20 protein-coding genes are annotated in these 19682 nt (G+C 73.1%); 5 read left to right on the forward strand and 15 right to left on the reverse strand.

The features are described 5' to 3' along the window. Window positions 1–3: 3 nt before the first annotated feature. The 10 genes from ACSUPV_RS02510 to ACSUPV_RS02555 all read right to left on the reverse strand — a co-directional run bounded on the left by ACSUPV_RS02510 (window position 4) and on the right by ACSUPV_RS02555 (window position 10001). Window positions 4–699, reverse strand: coding sequence for a gamma-glutamyl-gamma-aminobutyrate hydrolase family protein (locus ACSUPV_RS02510; RefSeq protein ID WP_359792114.1), 696 nt, complete (start codon window positions 697–699; stop codon window positions 4–6). Beyond that, window positions 696–2186 (reverse strand): aldehyde dehydrogenase, encoded by a 1491-nt coding sequence (locus tag ACSUPV_RS02515; protein WP_436946820.1) that lies wholly within the window; start codon window positions 2184–2186, stop codon window positions 696–698. The genes ACSUPV_RS02510 and ACSUPV_RS02515 overlap by 4 nt, the downstream gene beginning before the upstream one ends. A gap of 63 nt (window positions 2187–2249) precedes the next feature. After that, the gene (locus tag ACSUPV_RS02520; RefSeq protein ID WP_436946821.1) at window positions 2250–3710 is read right to left on the reverse strand and encodes an APC family permease; all 1461 of its coding nucleotides are present in this window, start codon (window positions 3708–3710) and stop codon (window positions 2250–2252) included. A 138-nt stretch (window positions 3711–3848) separates the two neighbouring features. Then, complete coding sequence (locus ACSUPV_RS02525) at window positions 3849–4448, reverse strand: TetR/AcrR family transcriptional regulator (protein WP_436946822.1); 600 nt, start codon at window positions 4446–4448, stop codon at window positions 3849–3851. Window positions 4449–4476: 28 nt separating this feature from the next. Beyond that, complete coding sequence (locus ACSUPV_RS02530) at window positions 4477–5322, reverse strand: fumarylacetoacetate hydrolase family protein (protein WP_436946823.1); 846 nt, start codon at window positions 5320–5322, stop codon at window positions 4477–4479. Continuing rightward, window positions 5315–6238, reverse strand: coding sequence for a 3,4-dihydroxyphenylacetate 2,3-dioxygenase (locus ACSUPV_RS02535; RefSeq protein ID WP_031117677.1), 924 nt, complete (start codon window positions 6236–6238; stop codon window positions 5315–5317). Before ACSUPV_RS02535 ends, ACSUPV_RS02530 begins: the two co-directional genes overlap by 8 nt. Further along, window positions 6231–7694 carry an aldehyde dehydrogenase gene (locus ACSUPV_RS02540; protein WP_359792106.1) on the reverse strand — a complete coding sequence of 488 codons (1464 nt, stop codon included), beginning with the start codon at window positions 7692–7694 and terminating at the stop codon, window positions 6231–6233. The genes ACSUPV_RS02535 and ACSUPV_RS02540 overlap by 8 nt, the downstream gene beginning before the upstream one ends. 96 nt (window positions 7695–7790) lie before the next feature. Continuing rightward, window positions 7791–8603, reverse strand: coding sequence for an acetoacetate decarboxylase family protein (locus ACSUPV_RS02545; RefSeq protein ID WP_382608752.1), 813 nt, complete (start codon window positions 8601–8603; stop codon window positions 7791–7793). Window positions 8604–8614: 11 nt separating this feature from the next. Beyond that, window positions 8615–9811, reverse strand: a complete 1197-nt coding sequence (locus tag ACSUPV_RS02550; RefSeq protein WP_436946824.1) for an NAD(P)/FAD-dependent oxidoreductase — start codon at window positions 9809–9811, stop codon at window positions 8615–8617. A 1-nt stretch (window position 9812) separates the two neighbouring features. Then, complete coding sequence (locus tag ACSUPV_RS02555) at window positions 9813–10001, reverse strand: ferredoxin (protein ID WP_031117673.1); 189 nt, start codon at window positions 9999–10001, stop codon at window positions 9813–9815. 338 nt (window positions 10002–10339) lie between these two features. Here ACSUPV_RS02555 and ACSUPV_RS02560 point away from each other — a divergent pair, with 338 nt between their 5' ends. After that, window positions 10340–11689 carry a glutamine synthetase family protein gene (locus ACSUPV_RS02560; protein ID WP_382608760.1) on the forward strand — a complete coding sequence of 450 codons (1350 nt, stop codon included), beginning with the start codon at window positions 10340–10342 and terminating at the stop codon, window positions 11687–11689. Between the two features lie 29 nt (window positions 11690–11718). Next, window positions 11719–13005: a cytochrome P450 gene (locus tag ACSUPV_RS02565; protein ID WP_436946825.1), complete on the forward strand. Its 1287-nt coding sequence runs from the start codon at window positions 11719–11721 to the stop codon at window positions 13003–13005. Window positions 13006–13288: 283 nt separating this feature from the next. Here the strand turns inward: ACSUPV_RS02565 and ACSUPV_RS02570 are convergent, their stop codons facing one another. Both ACSUPV_RS02570 and ACSUPV_RS02575 read right to left on the reverse strand, forming a co-directional pair. Continuing rightward, complete coding sequence (locus ACSUPV_RS02570; RefSeq protein WP_382608762.1) at window positions 13289–13912, reverse strand: sigma-70 family RNA polymerase sigma factor; 624 nt, start codon at window positions 13910–13912, stop codon at window positions 13289–13291. A 260-nt stretch (window positions 13913–14172) separates the two neighbouring features. Further along, window positions 14173–14832 (reverse strand): hypothetical protein, encoded by a 660-nt coding sequence (locus ACSUPV_RS02575; protein WP_037764343.1) that lies wholly within the window; start codon window positions 14830–14832, stop codon window positions 14173–14175. Window positions 14833–14976: 144 nt separating this feature from the next. Between ACSUPV_RS02575 and ACSUPV_RS02580 the strand changes: the two genes are divergently transcribed. After that, entirely contained in the window at window positions 14977–16116 is a 1140-nt protein-coding gene (locus tag ACSUPV_RS02580; RefSeq protein WP_382608767.1) for a winged helix DNA-binding domain-containing protein, read from the forward strand. A 66-nt stretch (window positions 16117–16182) separates the two neighbouring features. Here the strand turns inward: ACSUPV_RS02580 and ACSUPV_RS02585 are convergent, their stop codons facing one another. Then, window positions 16183–16659 carry a DUF4396 domain-containing protein gene (locus ACSUPV_RS02585; RefSeq protein ID WP_436946826.1) on the reverse strand — a complete coding sequence of 159 codons (477 nt, stop codon included), beginning with the start codon at window positions 16657–16659 and terminating at the stop codon, window positions 16183–16185. A gap of 68 nt (window positions 16660–16727) precedes the next feature. Between ACSUPV_RS02585 and ACSUPV_RS02590 the strand changes: the two genes are divergently transcribed. Then, a complete protein-coding gene (locus ACSUPV_RS02590; RefSeq protein WP_037764932.1) occupies window positions 16728–17534 on the forward strand; it encodes an SDR family NAD(P)-dependent oxidoreductase in 807 nt (268 codons plus the stop codon). A 15-nt stretch (window positions 17535–17549) separates the two neighbouring features. Here ACSUPV_RS02590 and ACSUPV_RS02595 read toward each other — a convergent pair whose 3' ends face one another. Beyond that, on the reverse strand, window positions 17550–18398 hold the full coding sequence (locus tag ACSUPV_RS02595) for a class I SAM-dependent methyltransferase (RefSeq protein WP_382609274.1): 849 nt from the start codon (window positions 18396–18398) through the stop codon (window positions 17550–17552). A 180-nt stretch (window positions 18399–18578) separates the two neighbouring features. On the opposite strand from ACSUPV_RS02595, the gene ACSUPV_RS02600 reads away from it, so the two are divergent. Then, complete coding sequence (locus ACSUPV_RS02600; protein WP_037764345.1) at window positions 18579–19376, forward strand: VOC family protein; 798 nt, start codon at window positions 18579–18581, stop codon at window positions 19374–19376. A gap of 10 nt (window positions 19377–19386) precedes the next feature. Here ACSUPV_RS02600 and ACSUPV_RS02605 read toward each other — a convergent pair whose 3' ends face one another. Then, the gene (locus ACSUPV_RS02605; RefSeq protein WP_382608771.1) at window positions 19387–19626 is read right to left on the reverse strand and encodes a carbonic anhydrase family protein; all 240 of its coding nucleotides are present in this window, start codon (window positions 19624–19626) and stop codon (window positions 19387–19389) included. Between the last annotated feature and the right edge of the window lie 56 nt (window positions 19627–19682).

The raw sequence follows: 19682 nt of genomic DNA on the forward strand, positions 1-19682 counted from the left end.
GCCTCACCGGGCCGCGGCCCGCACGAGCGCGTCGAACAGGCCCTGCTGGGCCGGGTCCTCGTGGGCGGTGTCCTCGGGGTGCCACTGGACGGCCGTGAACCAGCCGCCCGCCCCGTGGAGTTCGAGGCCCTCGATCGTGCCGTCGGCCGCCCTGGCCGTCACATGAAGCCCCGCGCCCAGGCGGTCGACGCGCTGGTGGTGGTAGCAGGACGCGTCGGTCTTCTCGACGCCCGTGGCCAGGGCGGCGACGGAGCCGGGCTCCAGGGTGACGGGGTGCACGAGGTGCCGGTGTTCGTGGTCGGGGCCGCCCATGTCCTGTTCCAGGGTGCCGCCGAGGGCCACGTTGACGACCTGGAGGCCGCGGCAGATCGCGAGCAGCGGCAGGGCCGACTCCAGTGCGTGCCGGGCGACGTCCAGGTCGAAGGTGTCCTGGAGGGTGTCGACGTCGTAGACGGTGTCGTGGGTGTCGGCGGCGCCGTAGCGGGCGGGCGCGAGGTCGCCGCCGCCGGGGAGCAGGACGCCGTCGAAGCGGGCGAGCCGGGCGGCGGTCCCGCTGTCCGCCGGGTGGATGCCCGCCGGTTCGCCGCCGGCCCGCCAGACGGCCTCGGCCAGGGCGCGGGCGGTGACCTCGGCGGCGTACCGGAGTGCGGAGGTCGTGGCCGAGAAGCGGGCGGGGATCGCTATCAGGGGCCGGGTCACAGCTGGATCCAGGTGGTCTTGAGCTCGGTGTACTTCTCCAGGGCGTGGGCGGACTTGTCGCGGCCGTTGCCGGACTGCTTCATGCCGCCGAAGGGCACGGTCAGATCGCCCTCCTCGTAGCAGTTGACCCAGACCGTTCCGGCCTTGAGGGCGCGCGCGACCCGGTGGGCGGTGGACAGGTCGGAGGTCCACAGCCCGGCGGCGAGGCCGTACTCGGTGGCGTTGGCCAGGCGGACCGCCTCGTCGAGGTCGTCGAAGGCCAGCACGGACAGCACCGGTCCGAAGATCTCCTCCCGGGCCAGCCGGGAGCCGGGGTCGACGCGGTCGAAGACGGTCGGCTCCAGGTACGTCCCGCCCGTCTCGGCGAGGACGCGGTCGCCGCCGGTGCGCAGGCGGGCGCCCTCGGCGAGGCCGTGCCGGATGTGGTCGCGTACGCGGTCCAGGTGGGCCGGGCCGACGAGCGCGCCCATCTCGGTCTCCGGGTCGAGCGGGTCGCCGACCCTGAGCTCGCGGGCCCGCCGGACCACGGCCTCGGTGACCCGCTCGGCGATCGAGGTGTGCACGAGCAGCCGTGAGGGCGCAGTGCACATCTCGCCCTGGTTGAAGAAGATGCCCCAGGCGGCGGTGGCGGCGGCCCGGTCGAGGTCGGGGGCGTCGGGCAGGACGATGTTGGGCGACTTGCCACCGAGTTCCAGCCAGACGCGCTTGAGGTTGGAGTCGGCGGCGTAGCGCAGGAAGTGGCGGCCGACGGCGGTGGAGCCGGTGAACGCCAGGACGTCGACGTCCGGGTGGAGGCCGAGGGCCCGCCCGGCCGTGGGGCCGTCTCCGGCCACGACGTTGAGCACGCCGGGCGGGAGGCCGGCCTCGGTCGCGAGGCGGCCCAGGAGCAGGGCGGAGAGCGGGGAGTTCTCGGAGGGTTTCAGCACGACCGTGCAGCCGGCCGCGAGGGCCGGGGCGACCTTCCAGCCGGCCAGGGTCAGCGGGAAGTTCCAGGGCACCACCGCCCCGACCACCCCGGCCGGTTCCCGGGTGACCAGGGCGAGAGCGTCCGGGGCGGTGTGCGGGGAGGTGTCGGTGAGCTTGTCCGCGAGCTGCCCGTACCAGCGGAAGGTGCCGATGAGGGCGCGCAGTTCGATGCCGTACGCGTCGGTGACGGGCTTGCCCATCTCCAGGGTGACGGTCAGGGCGAGTTCCTCGCGCCGGGCTTCGAGCAGGTCGGCGAGGCGGAGCAGGGCCCGGCCGCGCTCGGCGGGTGCCAGGCGCGGCCAGGGGCCGGTGTCGAAGGCCCGGCGGGCGGCGGCGACGGCCGCGTCCACCTCGGCGGCGCCGCCGTTGGCGACCTCGGCGAGGACCCGGCCGTCCCGCGGGGACACGACCGGGAACGTGGCCCCTCCCCCGGCCTCCTCGGCGCCGTCGATGTGATGGGCGCCCGAGAGCTGGAACGCCTTGGCGCGGCGCTGCCACTCGTCGTGGGTGACGGCCGGCATGAAGGTCCTCCTTTGATCTCAAACGATATGGTCGGGGCTGTCCGCGGGCGGCGGCGCGCGAGGTCACCCGTCGGCGGCGGCGACGGCTCTCCCCCGCACCCGCGCGGCGATCAGGCCCAGCGTCATGACCACCGGCACGGACAGCGTGAGCCACAGGGCGGTGGTGCGCTCGCCGCCGATGAGGGTGGTGAAGTTGGCCAGGACGAGCCAGATCGCCCCGGCGATGCCGAGCGCGCCCAGCAGGGGCGCGATCAGGGTGTTCCAGGTGCGGGGGTCGAGGCGCTCACGGCGGAAGAAGGCCACGACGGACACCGAGGTCAGCAGGTACAGCAGCATCATCGCCAGGACGGCGACCCCGCTGAACCAGGAGAACAGCGTCAGCACCGGGTCCTTGCCCCCCAGCGCGAAGGGCACCACCAGCAGCACGGCCAGGGCCGTCTGCACGCACCCGGCCACCCAGGGGGCGTGTCGGCGGTTGAGCCTGCACAGCCGGCGGGGCAGCAGCCGGTCGCGGCCGAGCGAGAAGAGGTAGCGGTTGGCGGAGTTGTGGAAGGTGAGGATGCCGGCGAAGAGGGACGTGGCCAGCAGGATCGGCAGCACGTCGGTCACCCAGCCGCCGAACTCCGCCGCGATGGGCGCGAAGACGAAGCCGGCGCCGTCGCCGCTCTCCAGGGCCTTCCCCGCGGCGGCGGTGGCCCGGGAGGCACCGTAGGAGGAGATGAGCATCCAGGAGACCAGGGCGAAGAAGCCGGTGACCACCACGACCGCGAGGTAGGTGGCGCGCGGCACCGTCCTGCGGGGCTCGCGGGCCTCCTCGCCGTAGATGGCGGTCGCCTCGAAGCCGAACATGGACGCCACGGCGAACATCACGGCCACGCCCGGCGCCCCGTCGAGGGCCGCGGCCGGGGAGAAGCTGTCGGCGAGGCCGAGCCCCTCGGGTCCGCCGCCCTTGGCCAGGGTGACCAGGGCGAAGACCGACAGGATGCTGAACTCGGCGAGGACGAGGACGGCCAGCACCTTGGCGCCCATCTCGACACCGGCCGCGCCGAGCGCCTGCACGACGGCCATGGTGGCCAGGGTCCAGACCCACCACGGCAGGTCGAGGCCGGTGTGGCTCGCGACCAGGCCGCTGACGATGGCGCCGTAGAGGCCGTACATGGCGGCCTGGATGGTGCAGTAGGCGAAGAGCGCGAGGCCCGCGCTGCCGGTGCCGGTGGTCCGGCCGAGGCCCTTGCCGATGTAGGTGTAGAAGGCGCCCGCGTCCACGACGTGGCGGCCCATGGCGACGAAGCCCACCGAGAACAGCAGGATCACGAGCCCCGCCACCAGGTAGGCGGCGGGTACGCCGGGGCCGTTGCCGAGGGCCACGGCGATGGGGGCCGCGCCGGCGATGCCGGTGAGCGGGGCCTGGGCGGACAGGACGAAGAAGAGGATGCCCAGGACGCCGAGGGCGTCGGGCTTGAGCGTGCCTGCGGTGGGCGCGTCCGGTTTCGCCGCGTGCCGGGAGACCGTCTGACTGTCCACTCGGATCACCTGCCAGAGGGGAGGAAGGATCGTTTCAGGCCAAACGAGTTGCCTCATGGTGGGGCGGAACTATCCGTTTGGCAAGGGGAGCGGGGCGAGGAGTTCCGAGGCTTTACGCGGTCGAGACGTGCGGGACGCCTACGCCTCGTCGTCCCGCTCCTCGGCGAGGCGGCGCAGCACCGCGCGCAACTCCTCCAGGGCCTCGTCGATGACCTCGCGCTCGCCGAAGACGAGCTGGTGCAGGACGAGGCCCTCCAGGGTGGCGAAAACCATACGGGACAGGCCCTCGCCGACCGGCCCGGGCAGCATCTGGGTGAGCTCGCGCCGGGTCGCGTCGAAGTACTCGTCGTACAGCGACCGCAGGTGGGCGAGGAGCTCGGGGCGGCGCCGGGCCTCCAGCAGCAGTTCGTACTGGAACGCCTGGAGGTCCGGCCCGGACTCGACCATGTCCGTCAGGCCCGCCGAGAAGTCGGCGGGCCTGCCCGTGCCCGGTTCGAGCGCGCTGCTGCTGAGGGAGGAGCGGATGGCGTGGGCGACGGCCTCCTCGATCAGGGCGTCGCGGGAGCCGAAGTGGTGCACGACCAGGCCGTGGGTGACCCCGGCCTCCTCCGCGACCGCCCGGTAGGTGAGCCTGCGCAGCCCGCCCCGGGCGACCACGCGCACGGCGGCCTCCAGCAGGGCCTCGCGGCCCGTGCCGTAGTGCACGCGCTTGCGGGGGCGGCGGGCGGGCTCGGTCATGCCCGCGACCCTACCCAAGCCGCTCCGGTCAGCGACGCGGCGGCCGGATGCCACGGAACTCCCAGTCGCCGCCGAGCGCGGTCGACAGCACTTCCTCCGACTCGGTGGGCTGGGCGCCGACGTCGGTGCGGACGGCGGTCGGACCGGTCACGATGTGGTTGGTGAGCCGCCCCAGCCCTTCCACCTCCACCTCCACGACGTCCCCCGGCTGCACGGGCCGCGAGTTGGCGGGTGTGCCGGACAGCAGGACGTCGCCCGGGTACAAGGTGATGGTGCGGGCGATGTCGGCGACGAGGTAGTGCATGTCCCAGGTCATCTCGTCCGTCGACCCGTCCTGCACGACCTCGCCGTTGACGAAGGTCCGCAGCCGCTTGCCATGGAAGTCCCAGTCGGTGACGAGGCCGGGGCCGAGCGGGCAGAGGGTGTCGGAGCCCTTGACCCGGAGCATCGACCCGGCGTCGGTGTCGCGGAAGTCGTGCAGGCCGTAGTCGTTGGCGATGGTGTACCCGGCGATGTACTCCCCCGCGTCGGCCGGCGCGATGTTCCGCGCGGTCCTTCCGATGACGATGGCGACCTCACCCTCGTAGTTGAGCCACTTGCAGCCCTCGGGCCGGACGATGGCGCCCCGGTGGGCGTTGAGGGCGGAGGTGGGCTTGTGGAAGTAGGTGGGCGTGGCGGGCAGCCCGATGCGGAACTCCTCGACCCGGCTGCGGTGGTTGAGGTGCACGGCGATGATCTTCGACGGCACGACCGGCGGCAGATGCGAGGCCTCCCCGGTCTTGACGCGGCGGCCGTCCCCGGCGACGAGTTCGGCACCGTCGACGGTGACCTGGACGGCGGCGCCGTCGAGGAGGATGCGGCGGTACTCAGGCATGGGCGGACTCCTGGGGTGCGGTGGTGGGGCTGCCGGTCCAGCCGTCGGCCGGCCGGTCGAACCAGAGGTGGACCTGTCCGGTGCCGACGGAGTTCTCGTACGCGCCGTACTGACGGGCCCGGGCGGTGCAGCGCCGCTCACCCAGGGCGCCGGCCATCATCAGGTAGTGGAAGAACTTCGCCTCGGGCTTGTGCTTCCAGAAGTCGTCCATGGTGTCGAGGACCTTGTCGTGGCGGCCCTCCTTGAACCAGGCGATGCGCTCGTGGTCGGCTTCCCGCGCCTCGGGCGTGCGGATGTGCACCGGGTCGCTGGCCTCGTGGTCGCGCAGTTCGCGCAGCGGCCAGAAGGTGTGTGAGAGGGCGCCGGAGGCGATGAGCAGCACGCGTCGCCCGGGGGTGGCGGCGATGCCGTCGGCGAGCGCCCGCCCGAGCCGCAGGTGGTCCTCCATGTCACCGGTCTGGCAGACCCCGATGGTGACCCACCGCTTGTCGGGCAGGCCCTCGCCGAGGTACTTCCAGAGGTTGATGGTGGCGTAGTAGATCGGCAGGTACTCGTCGTCGATCGGGGTGATCCAGGTGCCGTGCTTGTCGGCGAACTGCGCCACGTTGTGGGCGAGTTCGGGGTCGCCCGGGAAGTCGTAGGGCATCCGGCACATGCCGCGCGGCAGTTCCTCGGAGGTGAAGAGCCCCGCCCTGCGCTGCTGGGCGGTGACGACGAACTCGACGGTGGTGGCCCAGTGGGAGTCGAGGACGACGACGGTGTCGTAGTCGTCCCGCTCGAAGACGTCCCCGCGCAGTTCCCGGAGCCCGGTGACGAGGGTGATCTCCTTGCCCTCGTTGAGCTCCAGCCGGTCGGCCTCGGGCAGCACGATGGTGGGGACGTGGGCGAGGAGGCCCGCGCCGACGATCTCACCCATGGTCGTTCCATCCCTTCGGGGCGGTGACGGTGTTCTTCAGGTCGCAGTAGAAGTCGAAGCTCCAGGTGCCGCCCTCGCGGCCGACCCCGGACTGCCGGGAGCCGCCGAAGGGGGCCCGGAGGTCCCGCACGAAGAAGCAGTTGACCCAGACGGTCCCCGCCACGAGCCGGGCGGAGACCCGTTCGGCGCGCTCGCGGTCGCCGGTGGCGACGGTGGCGGCCAGGCCGAAGCGGGTGTCGTTGGCGAGCCGGACGGCCTCGTCCTCGCCGGTGAAGGTCTGGAGGGTCAGGACGGGCCCGAAGACCTCCTCCTGCACGATTTCGGAGTCCTGGGCGACGTCGGTGAGCAGCGTCGGCGCATAGTACTGCCCGTCATCCTTGCGGTGCCCGCCGATGACCGCCCGTGCCCCGGCCGCGACGGCCCTCTGCACGAAGCCGTCGATCTTCTCCAGCTGGCGGGGGTGGATGGTGGGACCGACGTCGGTGGACTCGTCCCGCGGGTCGCCCTGCCGCAGGGCCGTGGCCTTCTCGACGAACCGCCGGGTGAACTCCTCGGCGACCTGTTCCTCGACGAGCAGCCGGGTACCGGCCAGACACACCTGCCCGGCGTTGTCGTACTGCTCCACGGCGAGGTCGACGGCCAGGTCGAGATCGGCGTCGGCGAACACCAGCAGCGGTGACTTGCCGCCCAGTTCCAGGCTCAGGGGCGTGAGGTTCGCGGCGGCCGAGGCGGCGATCCGCCGCGCGGTCGGCACCGAGCCGGTGAAGCTGACGCGCCGTACGTCGGGGTGCGAGGTGAGGGCGTCGCCGATCTCGGAGCCGTACCCCTGGACGACGTTGAGGACACCGGCCGGCAGTCCGGCCTCGGCGGCTATGTCGGCCAGCAGGGAGGCGGTCAGCGGCGACCACTCGGCGGGCTTGAGGACGACGGTGTTCCCGGCGGCGAGGGCCGGGGCGACCTTCCAGGTGGCCAGCATCAGCGGCGCGTTCCACGGCGTGATCAGCACGCAGGGCCCGGCCGGGTCCCAGCTGACGTGGTTGGTGTGTCCCCGCGTGTCGAAGTCCTCGTGCTCCAGCGTCAGCAGCCAGTCGGCGAAGAAGCGGAAGTTGTGGGCGACGCGGGGCATGACGCCCCGCCGGTGCGAGCGCAGCAGCGCCCCGTTGTCGGTGGTCTCGACGATCGCCAGCTCTTCGAGCCGCTTCTCGACGCCGTCGGCGATGGCGTGCAGGATGCGGGCGCGGGCGCCGCGCGAGGTGGCGGCCCAGGCGGGGAAGGCCTCCCGGGCGGCGGCGACGGCGGCTTCGGCCTCGGCGGGGCCGCCGCGGGCGATCTCGCCCAGGACACTGCCGTCGATCGGAGAGTAGTCGGCGAAGGTACCGTCGGAGGCGACCCGCCGCCCGCCGATCCAGTGCCGGGTGTCGACGGAAACACCGGCGACGGTGATTCTTTCAGGCATGAGAAGGGTTCCATTCGAACGAGGGGAATTTCAGCTACCTAGGGGCGCGGGGAACTGCGCGACAAGCCACCACGCACCCGCACCCGACCACTGGCGCTACGCGGCAGACGCTCCGGACGTACCGGCCTCCAGCAGCCGCCCCCCGTCCCACACCACCCCGACCTGCCGGTAGTACGCGGCGATCGGCTCCCGGATCTCCAGCCGCGCCAACTCCTCGGTCGGCGCCTCGAACAGCTCCAGCTCCGCGTCGCCCACCCACGGCTGACCGCCCTCGAAGGCAGCCGTCCCGCTCTCGACCAGTTCGTCGAGGGCCAGCCCCTTGCCCTTCTCGATGGACGGCAGCCACCGGTGGTGCGCCATGGGATGGGCGTTGACGAACCCGCCGCTCTCCGACGGCTCCCGCAGTGTCACCAGGGCCTGCGCGATCCGCCGGTCCGCGGCCGCCAGCGTCGCCCCGAAGCGCGCCCCCGCCTCGATCCGCGGAGCGGGCCCGTAGGGATGCGGCCGGGTCTGGTGGATGGAGCCCAGCTTCTTCGGATACCCCTGGTGCAGTCCCCGCGCGATCGCGAAGTCCTTGTCCACCCAGATGTACACGCACCGCGAGTACGTCCGCCCCCCGTACCGGCACCGCACGACCGCGAAGGCCTCCTTGTACTGCGCCCGCACGGGATCGAGCAGCTCCTCCCCCGAGGCCGAGCAGGACTGCCAGTCGGCCCAGATCAGAGCGACCGCGCCCGGATCCTCGTCGGCCAGCTCCAGGGGCTCGGGCAGCAGTTCGCGCACCCGCGCGGGATCCGTCCGGTACTCGACGGTGAGCAGGTCACCGGAGTACCGCCACGGCGGAGAGGGGATCAGCGACGACGCACCCGTCGCCGTCTTGGGAGGGAAGTAACCACGAAGACCGGTCACGGAAGGGCTCCTTACGGGGTGAGGGCGGGCTGCTTCAGCAGATCGGCGCGGTACCGGGCGGCGGCACGGGCGGCGGGAGGCCCGCCGAGGGCGACGACACCGACCAGCAGCCCGTCGCGGTGGTAACCGACCAGGACGTCCCCCGAGGGGTCACCGTCGAGGACCCGGACATCGCCGAGCCCCAGCACCGGCGCGCCGAAGGACTGCAACCGGAAGTCGTGCTGGTCGCTCCAGAACGTGGGCAGCGGCGCGAAGGGCGCCAGGCCGGCATCGCCCCCGACCAGCACCTTCGCGGCGTGCTTGGCCGAGTCGGCCGGCATGGACCAGTGCTCGACCCGCCGCGGCACCCCGTCGTAGCGGGCGTTGGGGAAGCGGGCGACGTCCCCGACCGCGACGACCTCCGGCCGGCCGCCGACCCGCAGGTGCTCGTCGGTGAGCACCCCGTCGCCCAGATCGAGCCCGTTGCCGTCGAGCCACTCGGTGTTGGCGACCGAGCCCACGGACTCCACCACCACGTCGGCGGGCAGCACGGACCCGTCGCTCAGCACGACACCGGTGACCCGGTCGTCCCCCTCGAACCCGGCGACACCAGCGCCCAGCATGAAGCGCACTCCGCGCTGCTGGTGCCGCGCGAGCAGCGTCCGGGCGAGCAGCTCGCCGAGGGGCCCGACCATGGGCAGGGGCAGCGGATCCACCACGGTCACCTCGGCCGCACCGAGCCCGACCGCGGTCGCGGCCACCTCGCAGCCGATGAACCCGGCGCCGACCACGACGACCCGAACACCGGTCCGGGTCAGGCCGGCCCGCAGGGCCCGGGCGTCGTCGATCGTGCGGACCGTGTATCGGCCGGCGACCGGCCCGGGGCAGCGCAGCCGGCGGGGCCGCATCCCGGTGGCGACGACCAGTGAGTCGTAGGAGAGGACCGAGCCGTCGTCGAGTGCGACGGTCCGCTCGGCGAGGCGAGCCGCGGCGACCCTGGTGCCCAGCCGCCATTCCACGTCGGCCGCGGACGGCTTCGGTGTGAAGGCGAGGGAGGCGAAGGACGCCTTGCCCGCGAGGACCTCCTTGGACAGCGGGGGCCGGTTGTACGGCGGGTGCGGCTCGTCGCCGATCACCGTGATGCGGCCGGCCCAGCCCGCGGCGCGCAGCTGCTCGGCGGCGCGCAGTCCGCCGAGGGAGGCGCCGGCGACGACGATGCGCCCGGTCATGTCAGTCCTCGATCCGGATGGCCTGGAGCGGGCAGACGTCCGCGGCCTCCTCGACCTCGTCGCGCAGGGCGTCGTCCGGGTCGGGGACGTAGGCCAGGCGGCCGTCGTCGTCCAGCCGGAAGACGTCGGGGGCGGCGAAGACGCACTGGCCGTGGTCCTGGCACTTGTTCATGTCGACGACGACCTTCATGGCCGGTCCTCCTGGAGGTGAGGGCGTCGAGGGGAAGGGAGAAGGGGCCCGGCGGGAAGGGGCCGGGCCCCGGCCAACGGGGTGCGGTGATCCGCGCCCCGAACTCGTTTGGCTTCAAACAAGGTAGGCAGGGACAGGGGGCTGGTCAATAGCTATCCGGATGGATAAATTCTTGCCCCCGCCCTCTTGCGGACCCCCTTCCTCACCCCTACCGTTTGGCGTCAAACGAGAACCGGGCGGTCCTGGCTCCGCCGCGCCCCGGCCGCTCACTCCCACGCCACCCGCCTCCCCGGCCCCGTGTCCCGGAGGTGTCCCGACGTCCGCCCGAGGAGACAACGGTGAGCGCTCACGACCTTGAAGAAGTCCGCCGCCACATGGACCGGCTGGCCGCCGACGGCATCGACGTGGTCCGGGTGACCTATCCCGATCTGATCGGCACCGACCGGGCGCGTGACGTGCTGCTGGAGGAACTGCCCCGGGCGTGCGAGCACGGGCTGGCGTTCTGCCGGGCCGTCTACCACACCAGCCCGCAGGGCGATGTGGTCCCGGTCAGCGGCGGGCTCGACGCGGGGCTGCCGGACATCTGCGTCCGGCCCGACCTCGACACGCTGGTACCGCTGCCCTGGGAGCCGGGGGTGGCCGCCTGCCTGGGCGAGGTCGTCGACCCGGCCACCGGCGCGCCCGCCCCCGAGTCGCCCCGCGACCTGCTGCGCGCGGTCCTCGCCCGGTGCGCCGAGCACGGACTGCGGCCGGTGGTCGGGCCGGAGCTGGAGTACTTCCTGTGCGACCCGGACCCGTCGGGCGGCTGGCGGCGCTACGCACCCGACCCCGGGGTCGTCTACACCGCCGGGCTGCGCGCCGACCCGGACAACCACCTGCTGCGCACCCTGCGCCACGTGCGGGACCTGAAGGTCGGCGCCATCAGCGGCAACCACGAGTTCGACGGCGGCCAGATCGAGATCAACCTGGCGCACTCGGACGCCGTGTCGGCCGCCGACCGGTCCTTCCGCTTCAAGGCCGCGATCAAGGAACTGGCGCGGAAGGAGGGCCGGCTGGCCACCTTCATGGCCAAGCCCTTCAACGACGCGGGCGGCTCCGGCTTCCACCTCCACCTGTCCTGCGACGACGAGGAGGGCCGCAACGCCTTCGACGACCCGTCGGGCGCGTACGGGCTGTCCGCGACCGCCCGGCACGCCGTCGCCGGTGTCCTCGCGCACGCACCCGCCCTGGCCGCGCTGCTCAACCCCACGGTCAACTCCTACAAACGCTTCGGCCCGGACACGCTCGCGCCCTGGCTGATCGACTGGGGCCTGGACAACCGCAGCGCCATGGTGCGCATCCCGCCCGAGCGGGGCTCCGGCGCCCGGCTCGAACTGCGCCTGGGCGACGCGAGCGCCAACCCCTACCTGGCGATCGCCGCCACGACGGCCGCCGCCCTGCTGGGTGTCCTGGCCGGCGAGGAGCCGCCCGCCCCGCTGGAGGGCTACGGCTACGACACCGCCCGCTCGGCCGTCCTGCCGCAGACCCTGTCCACCGCGCTGGACGCGCTGGAGGCGGACACCTCCCTGACCGACCTGCTCGGCAAGGGCTTCACCACGTCCTTCCTGTCCTACAAGCGCGACGAGGTCGAACGCTTCCACCGGCACGTCACGGACTGGGAGTTCACCGAGTACGCCTACCACCTGTGACGCCCCCTGTGACGCCGAGGAGCACGCCGATGACGACCGATACCCTGCCCGACGCCGTGCGCGAGCCGCTGCCCCTGGCCGACGTGGACCTGACCGACCTGGACCGCTTCACCGACGGTGTCACCCCCTGGCGGATGTTCCACACCCTGCGCCACGCGGACCCGGTGCACTGGCAGCCCGAGGAGGCGCCCAACTCCGGGTTCTGGGCGGTGACCCGGCACCAGGACATCGTCCGGGTGGACCGCGACGCCGAGACCTTCACGTCGACGAGGTTCGTCAACCTGGAGGAGGTCGACGACGACCAGATCAAGAAACGCGCCTCGATCCTGGAACTGGACGGGGTCCGGCACCGCGCGCTGCGCAGCCTGATCCAGCGGCAGTTCGGCGCGAGCGTGATCAGCGGCTACACGGACTTCCTGCGCGGCCTGACCGCGAGGACCCTGGACACCGCCCTCGCCAAGGGCCGCTTCGACTTCGTCGAGGACGTCTCGGCGGACTTCCCCATCAACGTCCTCGCCCGGCTGCTGGACGTGCCGCCGGAGGACAACCGGAAGCTCATCGACTGGGGCAACCGGATCATCGGGCACACCGACCCCGACTACGCGGACGTCCTGCTGCACAGCGAGGAGAGCGAGCGGTACCGCGATCTGCCGTTCCGCTCCCCCGCCTCGCTGGAGGTCTTCGAGTACGGCCGCGAACTGGCCCGGCAGCGGCGCGGCGGCGACGGCACGGACCTGATCTCCCGTCTCGTCAACACGACGCCCCGCGACGGGGTGCCGCTCTCCCCGCAGGACTTCGACAACTACTTCCTGCTGCTCGTCGTCGCCGGCAACGAGACCACCCGGCACACCATCTCCCACTCCATGCTGGCCCTCATCCAGCACCCCGAGCAGCTCGCCCGCCTCCAGGAGGACCCCTCCCTGATCCCGGTCGCCGTCGAGGAGTTCCTGCGCTGGGCGTCCCCCGTCTACCACTTCCGCCGCACCGCCACGCGCGACGTCGAGCTGGGCGGCAAGCAGGTCAGGGAGGGCGACAAGGTGGTGATGTGGTTCGCCTCCGGCAACCGCGACGAGGACGTCTTCGGCAACCCCTACGGCTTCGACGTCACCCGTCGGGACAACGACCACATCACCTTCGGCAAGGGCAGCCCCCACCTGTGCCTGGGCAACCTCCTGGCCCGCACGGAGATCCGCATCATGTTCGAGGAGCTGATCCCGCGCCTGGCGGACATCCGCCTGGCCGGTGAGGTCCCGCGCGTGCGCTCCAACTTCGTCAACGGGATCAAGAAGCTGCCGGTGGAGGTCACGCTCGCCTGAGTTCCACCCGGCCGCGCCTTGCTGCCGAGCGGGCCCCCACTGCCGCCGAACGTCTGGCCGAGCAACGCCGACAAGGTCTTCCGCTATCCGCGCAAGCAAGCGGAAGGCCGCCGACAGGCGCAGGATTACGCGCGCTCCATCGGAATCCCCGAGCCGCAGCTGGACTGGCAGGACTGACCCGTCGGGCTCCGCGTCACGAGCGGGGCCCGAGTGCTGCTACGGCCGCCGCTGCCGGTGGGAGAGAAGGCGCGAGCGGCAGGGGGCGCCTGCCGCTCGCGCGGCGTCAGGCCGCGGCCGGCGGGGATGACACCGGTGTCCGGGCCTCCTCCGCCTCGGCCAGCAGGGTCATGAGCGTGGCCCGGGCGCGGGCCACGCGGGAGCGCACCGTGCCGACCGGGCAGTCGCTCAGCTCGGCGGCCTCCGCGTACGGCAGTCCGAGCAGTTGCGTGAGGACGAACGCCTCGCGCCGCTCCTCCGGCAGCCCGGCCAGCAGTTCCCGCAGCGCCACGCCGTCGTCGAAGCCGGGCAGGCCGCACGGCTGGGCGTGCTCGACCGCCCGTTCCCAGTCCGGCAGGTCGGCGGGGCGGGGGCGTACGGCGCTGCGGCGGATGTTGTCGGCCACCGCACGCCGGGCGATGGCGAGCAGCCAGGCGCGGGCCGAGGAGCGGCCCTCGAACCGGTGCAAGCCGGCCAGCGCCCGCAGGAAGGTGTCCTGCGCGAGATCGTCCACGGCCTGCGGATCGGCGCACAGGTGGGCGACGTAGCGGATGACGTCGCGGTGCAGGACGCGCACGAACCGGTCGACGGCCACGGCGTCACCGCCCCGGGCGGCCAGCGCCCAGGCGGTCGCGGACTCGTCGGCCGTGGCCGGTCTCGCGGTGACGAGGGGCGGGGCAGGAGTGATCACCTGATGTCCTTCTCGGGGGTCCGGGACCACGGGCGCGCGGGCGGGCACGCCGGCACCCTGGGGGTCCGGCGTGCGCGTCCGGCGTGTGGTCCGGTGAGCGGGGATGCGGTCGTCCCCGTACGGCCTGCGCGGGCCGGGCACGGCCCTGGCTGCCGCGGGCAGCGCGGCGTACTGGCGCACCGGCGTACTGGCGCACTGGCGTACGGGGGAACGACCGAGACCGGGGCGCACACGGGCCGCCCCGGGATGACCGGCTGCCGTCAGGCGGCAGCGGCCCCCGCCGGTGGCCCCCGGGAGGTGATCGCGTGGACGAGGAGGGAGAGGCGCGGCGCCCGGTCCGAAGACGGCCGCCCGACCCGCACGGGCGGGGGCGGCGGCGTCGGCGGGGCGAGCAGGAGCCGCAGGGGCGCGGCGAGCCGGCCGCCCACGGCGCGCAGCAGCCGGAAGGCGGCCCGCTCGCCGTGGCCCAGCCACAGTCCGCACAGCAGGGCGGCCAGGAGGTGGGCGGCGAGCATGCCGAGGGAGGAGTCCCCGCCGGGGGTGTGCCCCATGTGCCCCATGTGCTGGGACATGGACTCCATGGATGCCGTGCCGTGTCCCATGGCACCCATGTCCATGGAGTGGGCGCCCGGGGAGGACGCGTCGGTCGCCGGCCCGGTGCCCGGCGCCCGCGGTGCGAGCGAGAACGCCGAGTGCAGGGCCGTCTGGACGGCCACGGCGACGGCGACCACGAGCCGCAGGCCGCGCTCGCGGCCCGCCAGGCACCAGCCCGCCACACCCGTGACGGCCCAGCCGGCCACCAGGGCCGGCAGGGGCACGTGGTCGCCGGACATCATGACGTGGCCCAGGGCTGCGAGCACGACACAGACGGCCGCGAACACCGCGGCCCGTATCGCGCGAGCACACCGCCCAGCTGTCATGGCGCCTCATCCTCGCATCCGGCCCCGCCCCCGTCGCCCATGAGTACGAACATCGCCCCGGCCGTTCACTCAATCCGCGAGATGTGATCCAGGCCACTGCCGAGGAACCGGTGCCTCCGGTCGGGCCACGGCAGAATCCGGGGCGTGGAGATCACCGCGCAGGAGCTCAACCGGGCCACCCTCGGACGGCAGTTGCTGCTGGGCCGGGAGGTGAGGGAGGCCGGGGAGGCCGTGCGGCGTGTGGTGGCGCTCCAGGCGCAGCATGCCGCTTCGCCGTACCTGGCCCTGTGGAACCGGCTGGCCGACTTCGATCCGGCCGAGCTGGACGCCGCGTTCGCGCGGGGGACGGTGGTCAGGGCGACCCTGATGCGGATCACACTGCACGCGGTCCACGCGGACGACTACCAGGTGTTCCGGGAGGCGATGCAGCAGACGCTGTACGCCGCACGCCTCGGGCACCGGTTCGCCGGGGCGGGCCTCACGCCGGCCGACGGCGAGGCGCTCGTCCCGGAGCTGCTGGACTTCGCCGACCGGCCGCGGACGGCCGCGGAGCTGCAGGAGTGGCTGGAGAAGCGGGTCGGGAGCGAGAAGAAGGCCGGCGCGTGGTGGGGGCTGAAGGCGTACGCGCCGTTGTTCCACGTCCCGACCGGCGGGCCGTGGTCCTTCGGCCCCCGGGCGTCGTTCACGGCGGCGCGGACCGGTCCCCCGCTCCGGGGGCGGGTGACGGTGCCGGAGTCGCTGCGACAGCTGGTCCTGCGCCATCTGCGGGCTTTCGGTCCGGCGTCGGTGGCGGACGTGGCGCAGTTCGCCATGGTGCCGCGGCAGCCGGTGCGGCAGGCGCTGCACGCGCTGGCCGACGCCGTGGAGCAGTTGACGGGCCCGGACGGGACCGTCCTGTACGACGTGCCGGGCGCCCCGCGGCCGCCCGCGGACACTCCGGCTCCGCCCCGGCTCATGGCCATGTGGGACAGCGTTCTGCTGGCCCACGCCGACCGCAGCCGGGTGATTCCGCCGGAGTATCGCCGTCTGGCGATCCGGGTGAACGGCGACGTGCTGCCCACACTGCTGGTCGACGGCCGGGTCGCCGGCGTGTGGCGCGCGGTGGACGGCGGCATCGAGGCCACGGCCTTCCACGAACTGCCGCCCGCCGCGTGGGACGGACTCGCCGCGGAGGCCGCGTCCTTGACGCGCCTGCTGTCCGGCCGCGACAGCGAGGTCTATCGCCGCTACCACCACTGGTGGCCCAAGCTCCCCGACGGGCAGGTACGCCTGCTCAAGGGCTGAGCACCGGACGCGCGGGGGCTGAGCGCGGACGCCGTCGCGTCAGTGGCGGGCGTGGACGCCGTCCCGTCAGTGGTGGGCGTGGACGACGGCGTGACCCCTGCCCCGGCCGATCATCCACTTGTTGACCGGGGTCGTGATCACGAAGGCGACGGCGAATCCGCCCAGCAGCGCCGACCAGAACAGCGTGTCCGTCAGATGGGCGTCCAACGCGCCCGGGGTCAGGGCGATGATCGCGTTGTCGACGAACTCCATCACCGTGATCGAGACCGTGTCCGCGGCCAGCGCGACCTTGATCGCCGCCCCGAGTCCGAGGCCGGCCCGCAGGACCGCGAACAGGGTGAACGAGTAGCCGAAGAGGAACGCCAGCCCGATCGCCAGCACCATGGTGGGCAGGTTGCCCCATCCCAGCGCGGTGCCGATCACCATGCCGAGGATCTCGCCGATCGCACACCCGGTCAGACAGTGCAGCGTCGCCTTCACGGCGGTCCCCCAGGACGCCGCCCCGTGTGTGTGCTTCGCAGGTTCGTGAGTGGTGTGGTCCATGACTCCGGGCCATATACCCCCCACGGGTATAGCACCAGGAGTGAGGAAAACGATCTAGAGTGCTCGCCATGACGACACAGCCGCCGCGGTCGACCCGGCAGACGCAGGCCTATCTCTCCGAGTTGTTCTCCCTGGAGGGCCGGGTCGCGGTGGTCACGGGTGGCAGTTCCGGCATCGGCCGCGCCATCGCCGGGGCCCTCGCGCGGGCCGGGGCGAGCGTCGTGGTCGTCGCCCGCACCGAGGCCGGCCTGACCGCGACGGTCGAGGAACTGACCGCTCAGGGCTGCCGCGCCGCCCGGGTCAGCGCGGACCTGAGCACGCGCGAGGGGGTGCGGACGGCCGCCGAGCGGGCGGTCGAGGCGTTCGGGGAGCCCGACATCCTCGTCAACAGCGCCGGCATCAACCTGCGTCCGCCGATGGACGAGCTCACCGAGGACGTCTGGGACGCCACGATGGCCGTCAACCTGGAGGCGCCCTTCCTGCTGGGGCAGCGCTTCGGCCCCGGCATGGCGGAGCGCGGGTACGGGCGGATCCTGCACATCAGCTCGCAGCAGGCGCACCGGGCGTTCGTCCAGAGCGGCGCCTACGGCGCCTCCAAGGGCGGGCTGGAGGCGCTGGCGCGATCCCAGGCCGAGGCGTGGTCGCCGCGCGGCGTCACCTGCAACGTGCTGGTGCCGGGCTTCGTCATGACACCGCTCAACGCGCGGCTGTCGTCGGACCCGGAGAAGGTGGCCGCCCTCGCCGCCCGCACGTTGATCGGGCGCAACGGCCTGGCCGAGGACTTCGCGGGCGCGGCCGTCTTCCTGGCGAGCCCGGCCGCGTCCTACGTCACCGGGCAGTCGGTCTTCGTCGACGGCGGGCTGTCCGTCCACTGACGCGCCCCCGGCCGGTCAGCCCGCGGACGGGCCCTTCCCCCACACGAAGACCTCCGTGCTCGGGCCCCGTTCGGAGAACCGGCCCGACGCGGAGGCCTCCCGCAGCAGCCGGCGCAGGTCCGCCTCGAAGGCATCCCGGCGCCCTTCGAACAGGTGCGGAGCCGAGAACGACATCGAGAACACCCAGGCGACGATGTCGTCGACGCTCCGCTCCAGCGCCTGCCCGCCCGGCACGACGAGCCGCCGGGGGCCGGTGAAGCCCGCCCGGGCGAACACCTCGGCCTCTCCGCCCGGCGTCCCTCCCGGCAGCACCCCGCGGCCCGCTCGCCGCACCGGCCCCAGGTAGTGCCTGACCAGTTCGTCGACCGCCGTGTAGGGGACCGCCGGGTGCGGCAGGCCGTCGACGGTCCGGGCCTCCGTCTTCAGGTCGGAGATGTGCACGAGGGCACCGCCGGGCCGGAGCATGGCGCGGACGGTCGCCGCGACCAGGTCGCGGTCCATCCAGTGGAAGGACTGGCCGAAGACGGCGACGGAGAACGTGCCGAGCCCCGCCGGCAGGGCTTCCGCGCGGGCCCGCACCCACCGGGACTTGTCCGCGACGCCCCGGTCGGCGGCTCCGCGTGCGGCTTCGGCGATCATGCCCCCGTCCGGGTCCACGCCGACGACCTCGCCGAACAGATGCGCGAGGCGCAGCGCGATGATCCCCGGCCCGCAGCCCACGTCGAGGAGGCGCCCCCGCCCGTCGAGCCGCAGCGCCTCGGCGAGCGCGTCCGCCAGTCCGGGGGCGTACGGCAGCCGCCCCCGCTCGTAGTAGGCGGCGGTCCCCGAGAACAACGTCTCGTCCCATTCCCAGTCGGCGACCACGCCGCCCACCACCCTCACCGCAACAGATCCACCACCCGGCCGGGCGACGGGCCTGATTTTTCCACGGCCGTGGGGCGACCGGGCCGCACCGACCGGTCCACCGGGGACGCGGCCGACGGGCGAGTGTCAGTGCCCGGTGCCACGCTGGGCAGACAGGACCCGCGGAAGGGATGCATCACCATGATCACCACGGAGTACGCCCCCGGTTCCCCCTGCTGGCTCGACCTCGGCGCTCCGGACGTCCCGGCCGCCGCGGCCTTCTACGGCGCGGTGCTCGGCTGGGAGTACGAGTCCATGGGCGAGAGCGAGGACTTCGAAGGGGGGATGTTCAAGAAGGACGGCAAGATCGTCGCCGGACTCGGCAAGCTCACCGAGGAGGGCGCCCGCTCGGCCTGGATGCTCTACTACTGCGTCACGGACGCGGACGCCACGACCCAGGCCGTGCAACAGGCGGGCGGCACCGTGCGGGTGGCGCCGATGGACCTCGACGAGTGGGGCCGCATGGCGCAGTTCAGCGACCCCCTGGGCGGCCAGTTCGCCGTCTGGCAGCCGGGGACGAACCGGGGCATGGAACTGGTGGACCAGCCGGGCTCGCTGTCGTGGGTTGAGCTGTACACGAGCGACGCCGCGGCGGCGAAGGAGTTCTACGGCGGGCTCTTCGGCTGGCAGTTCAGCGACATGCCGCTGCCCGGCGGCGGGGGCACGTACACCCTCATCACCCCCGCGGGCCTGCCCGAGGAGCGGATGCACGGCGGTCTCATGGAGTTGGGCAAGGAGAACCTCTCGCTGGCGAACGGACACCCGTACTGGCACCCGGTCTTCGCGGTCGACGACTGCGACGCCGCGGTGGCCAGGGTCAGGGAGAACGGCGGCAGCGTGCAGATGGGCCCCGAGGACGCGGAGGGCGTCGGCCGGCTGGCCGTCTGTCTCGACCCGGCGAACGCGGACTTCGTGGTGCTCACCCCGGCGGAGGGCTGAGCCGGCCGCGTCACCACCAGCGGTGGCAATCCCCGGCGATGCACCGGTCCCCGAGCAGCTGCACGGCACGGGCGTTGCCCTGCCTGAAGAGGCTCCGGTAGTGCGCCGGCGCGGCGGCGGACGCCTGCACCGGGTGGGTGAGCACCGTCCAGCGCACGCCGGTGGCGTAGGGACAGGTGGTGGTGGAACCGAGGTAGCGGTACGACTCGGTGCAGGGCGGCAGCAGCGCGTCGAGCGCCCCGTCGGGCACGGGCCAGGGCTCCTCGCAACGGCGAGCCGTGCCGGATGCCGCAGGCACAGCGGCGG

Origin of the sequence: Streptomyces sp. SudanB52_2052 (assembly GCF_964272415.1) — a bacterium.
Lineage (GTDB): Bacteria > Actinomycetota > Actinomycetes > Streptomycetales > Streptomycetaceae > Streptomyces > Streptomyces olindensis.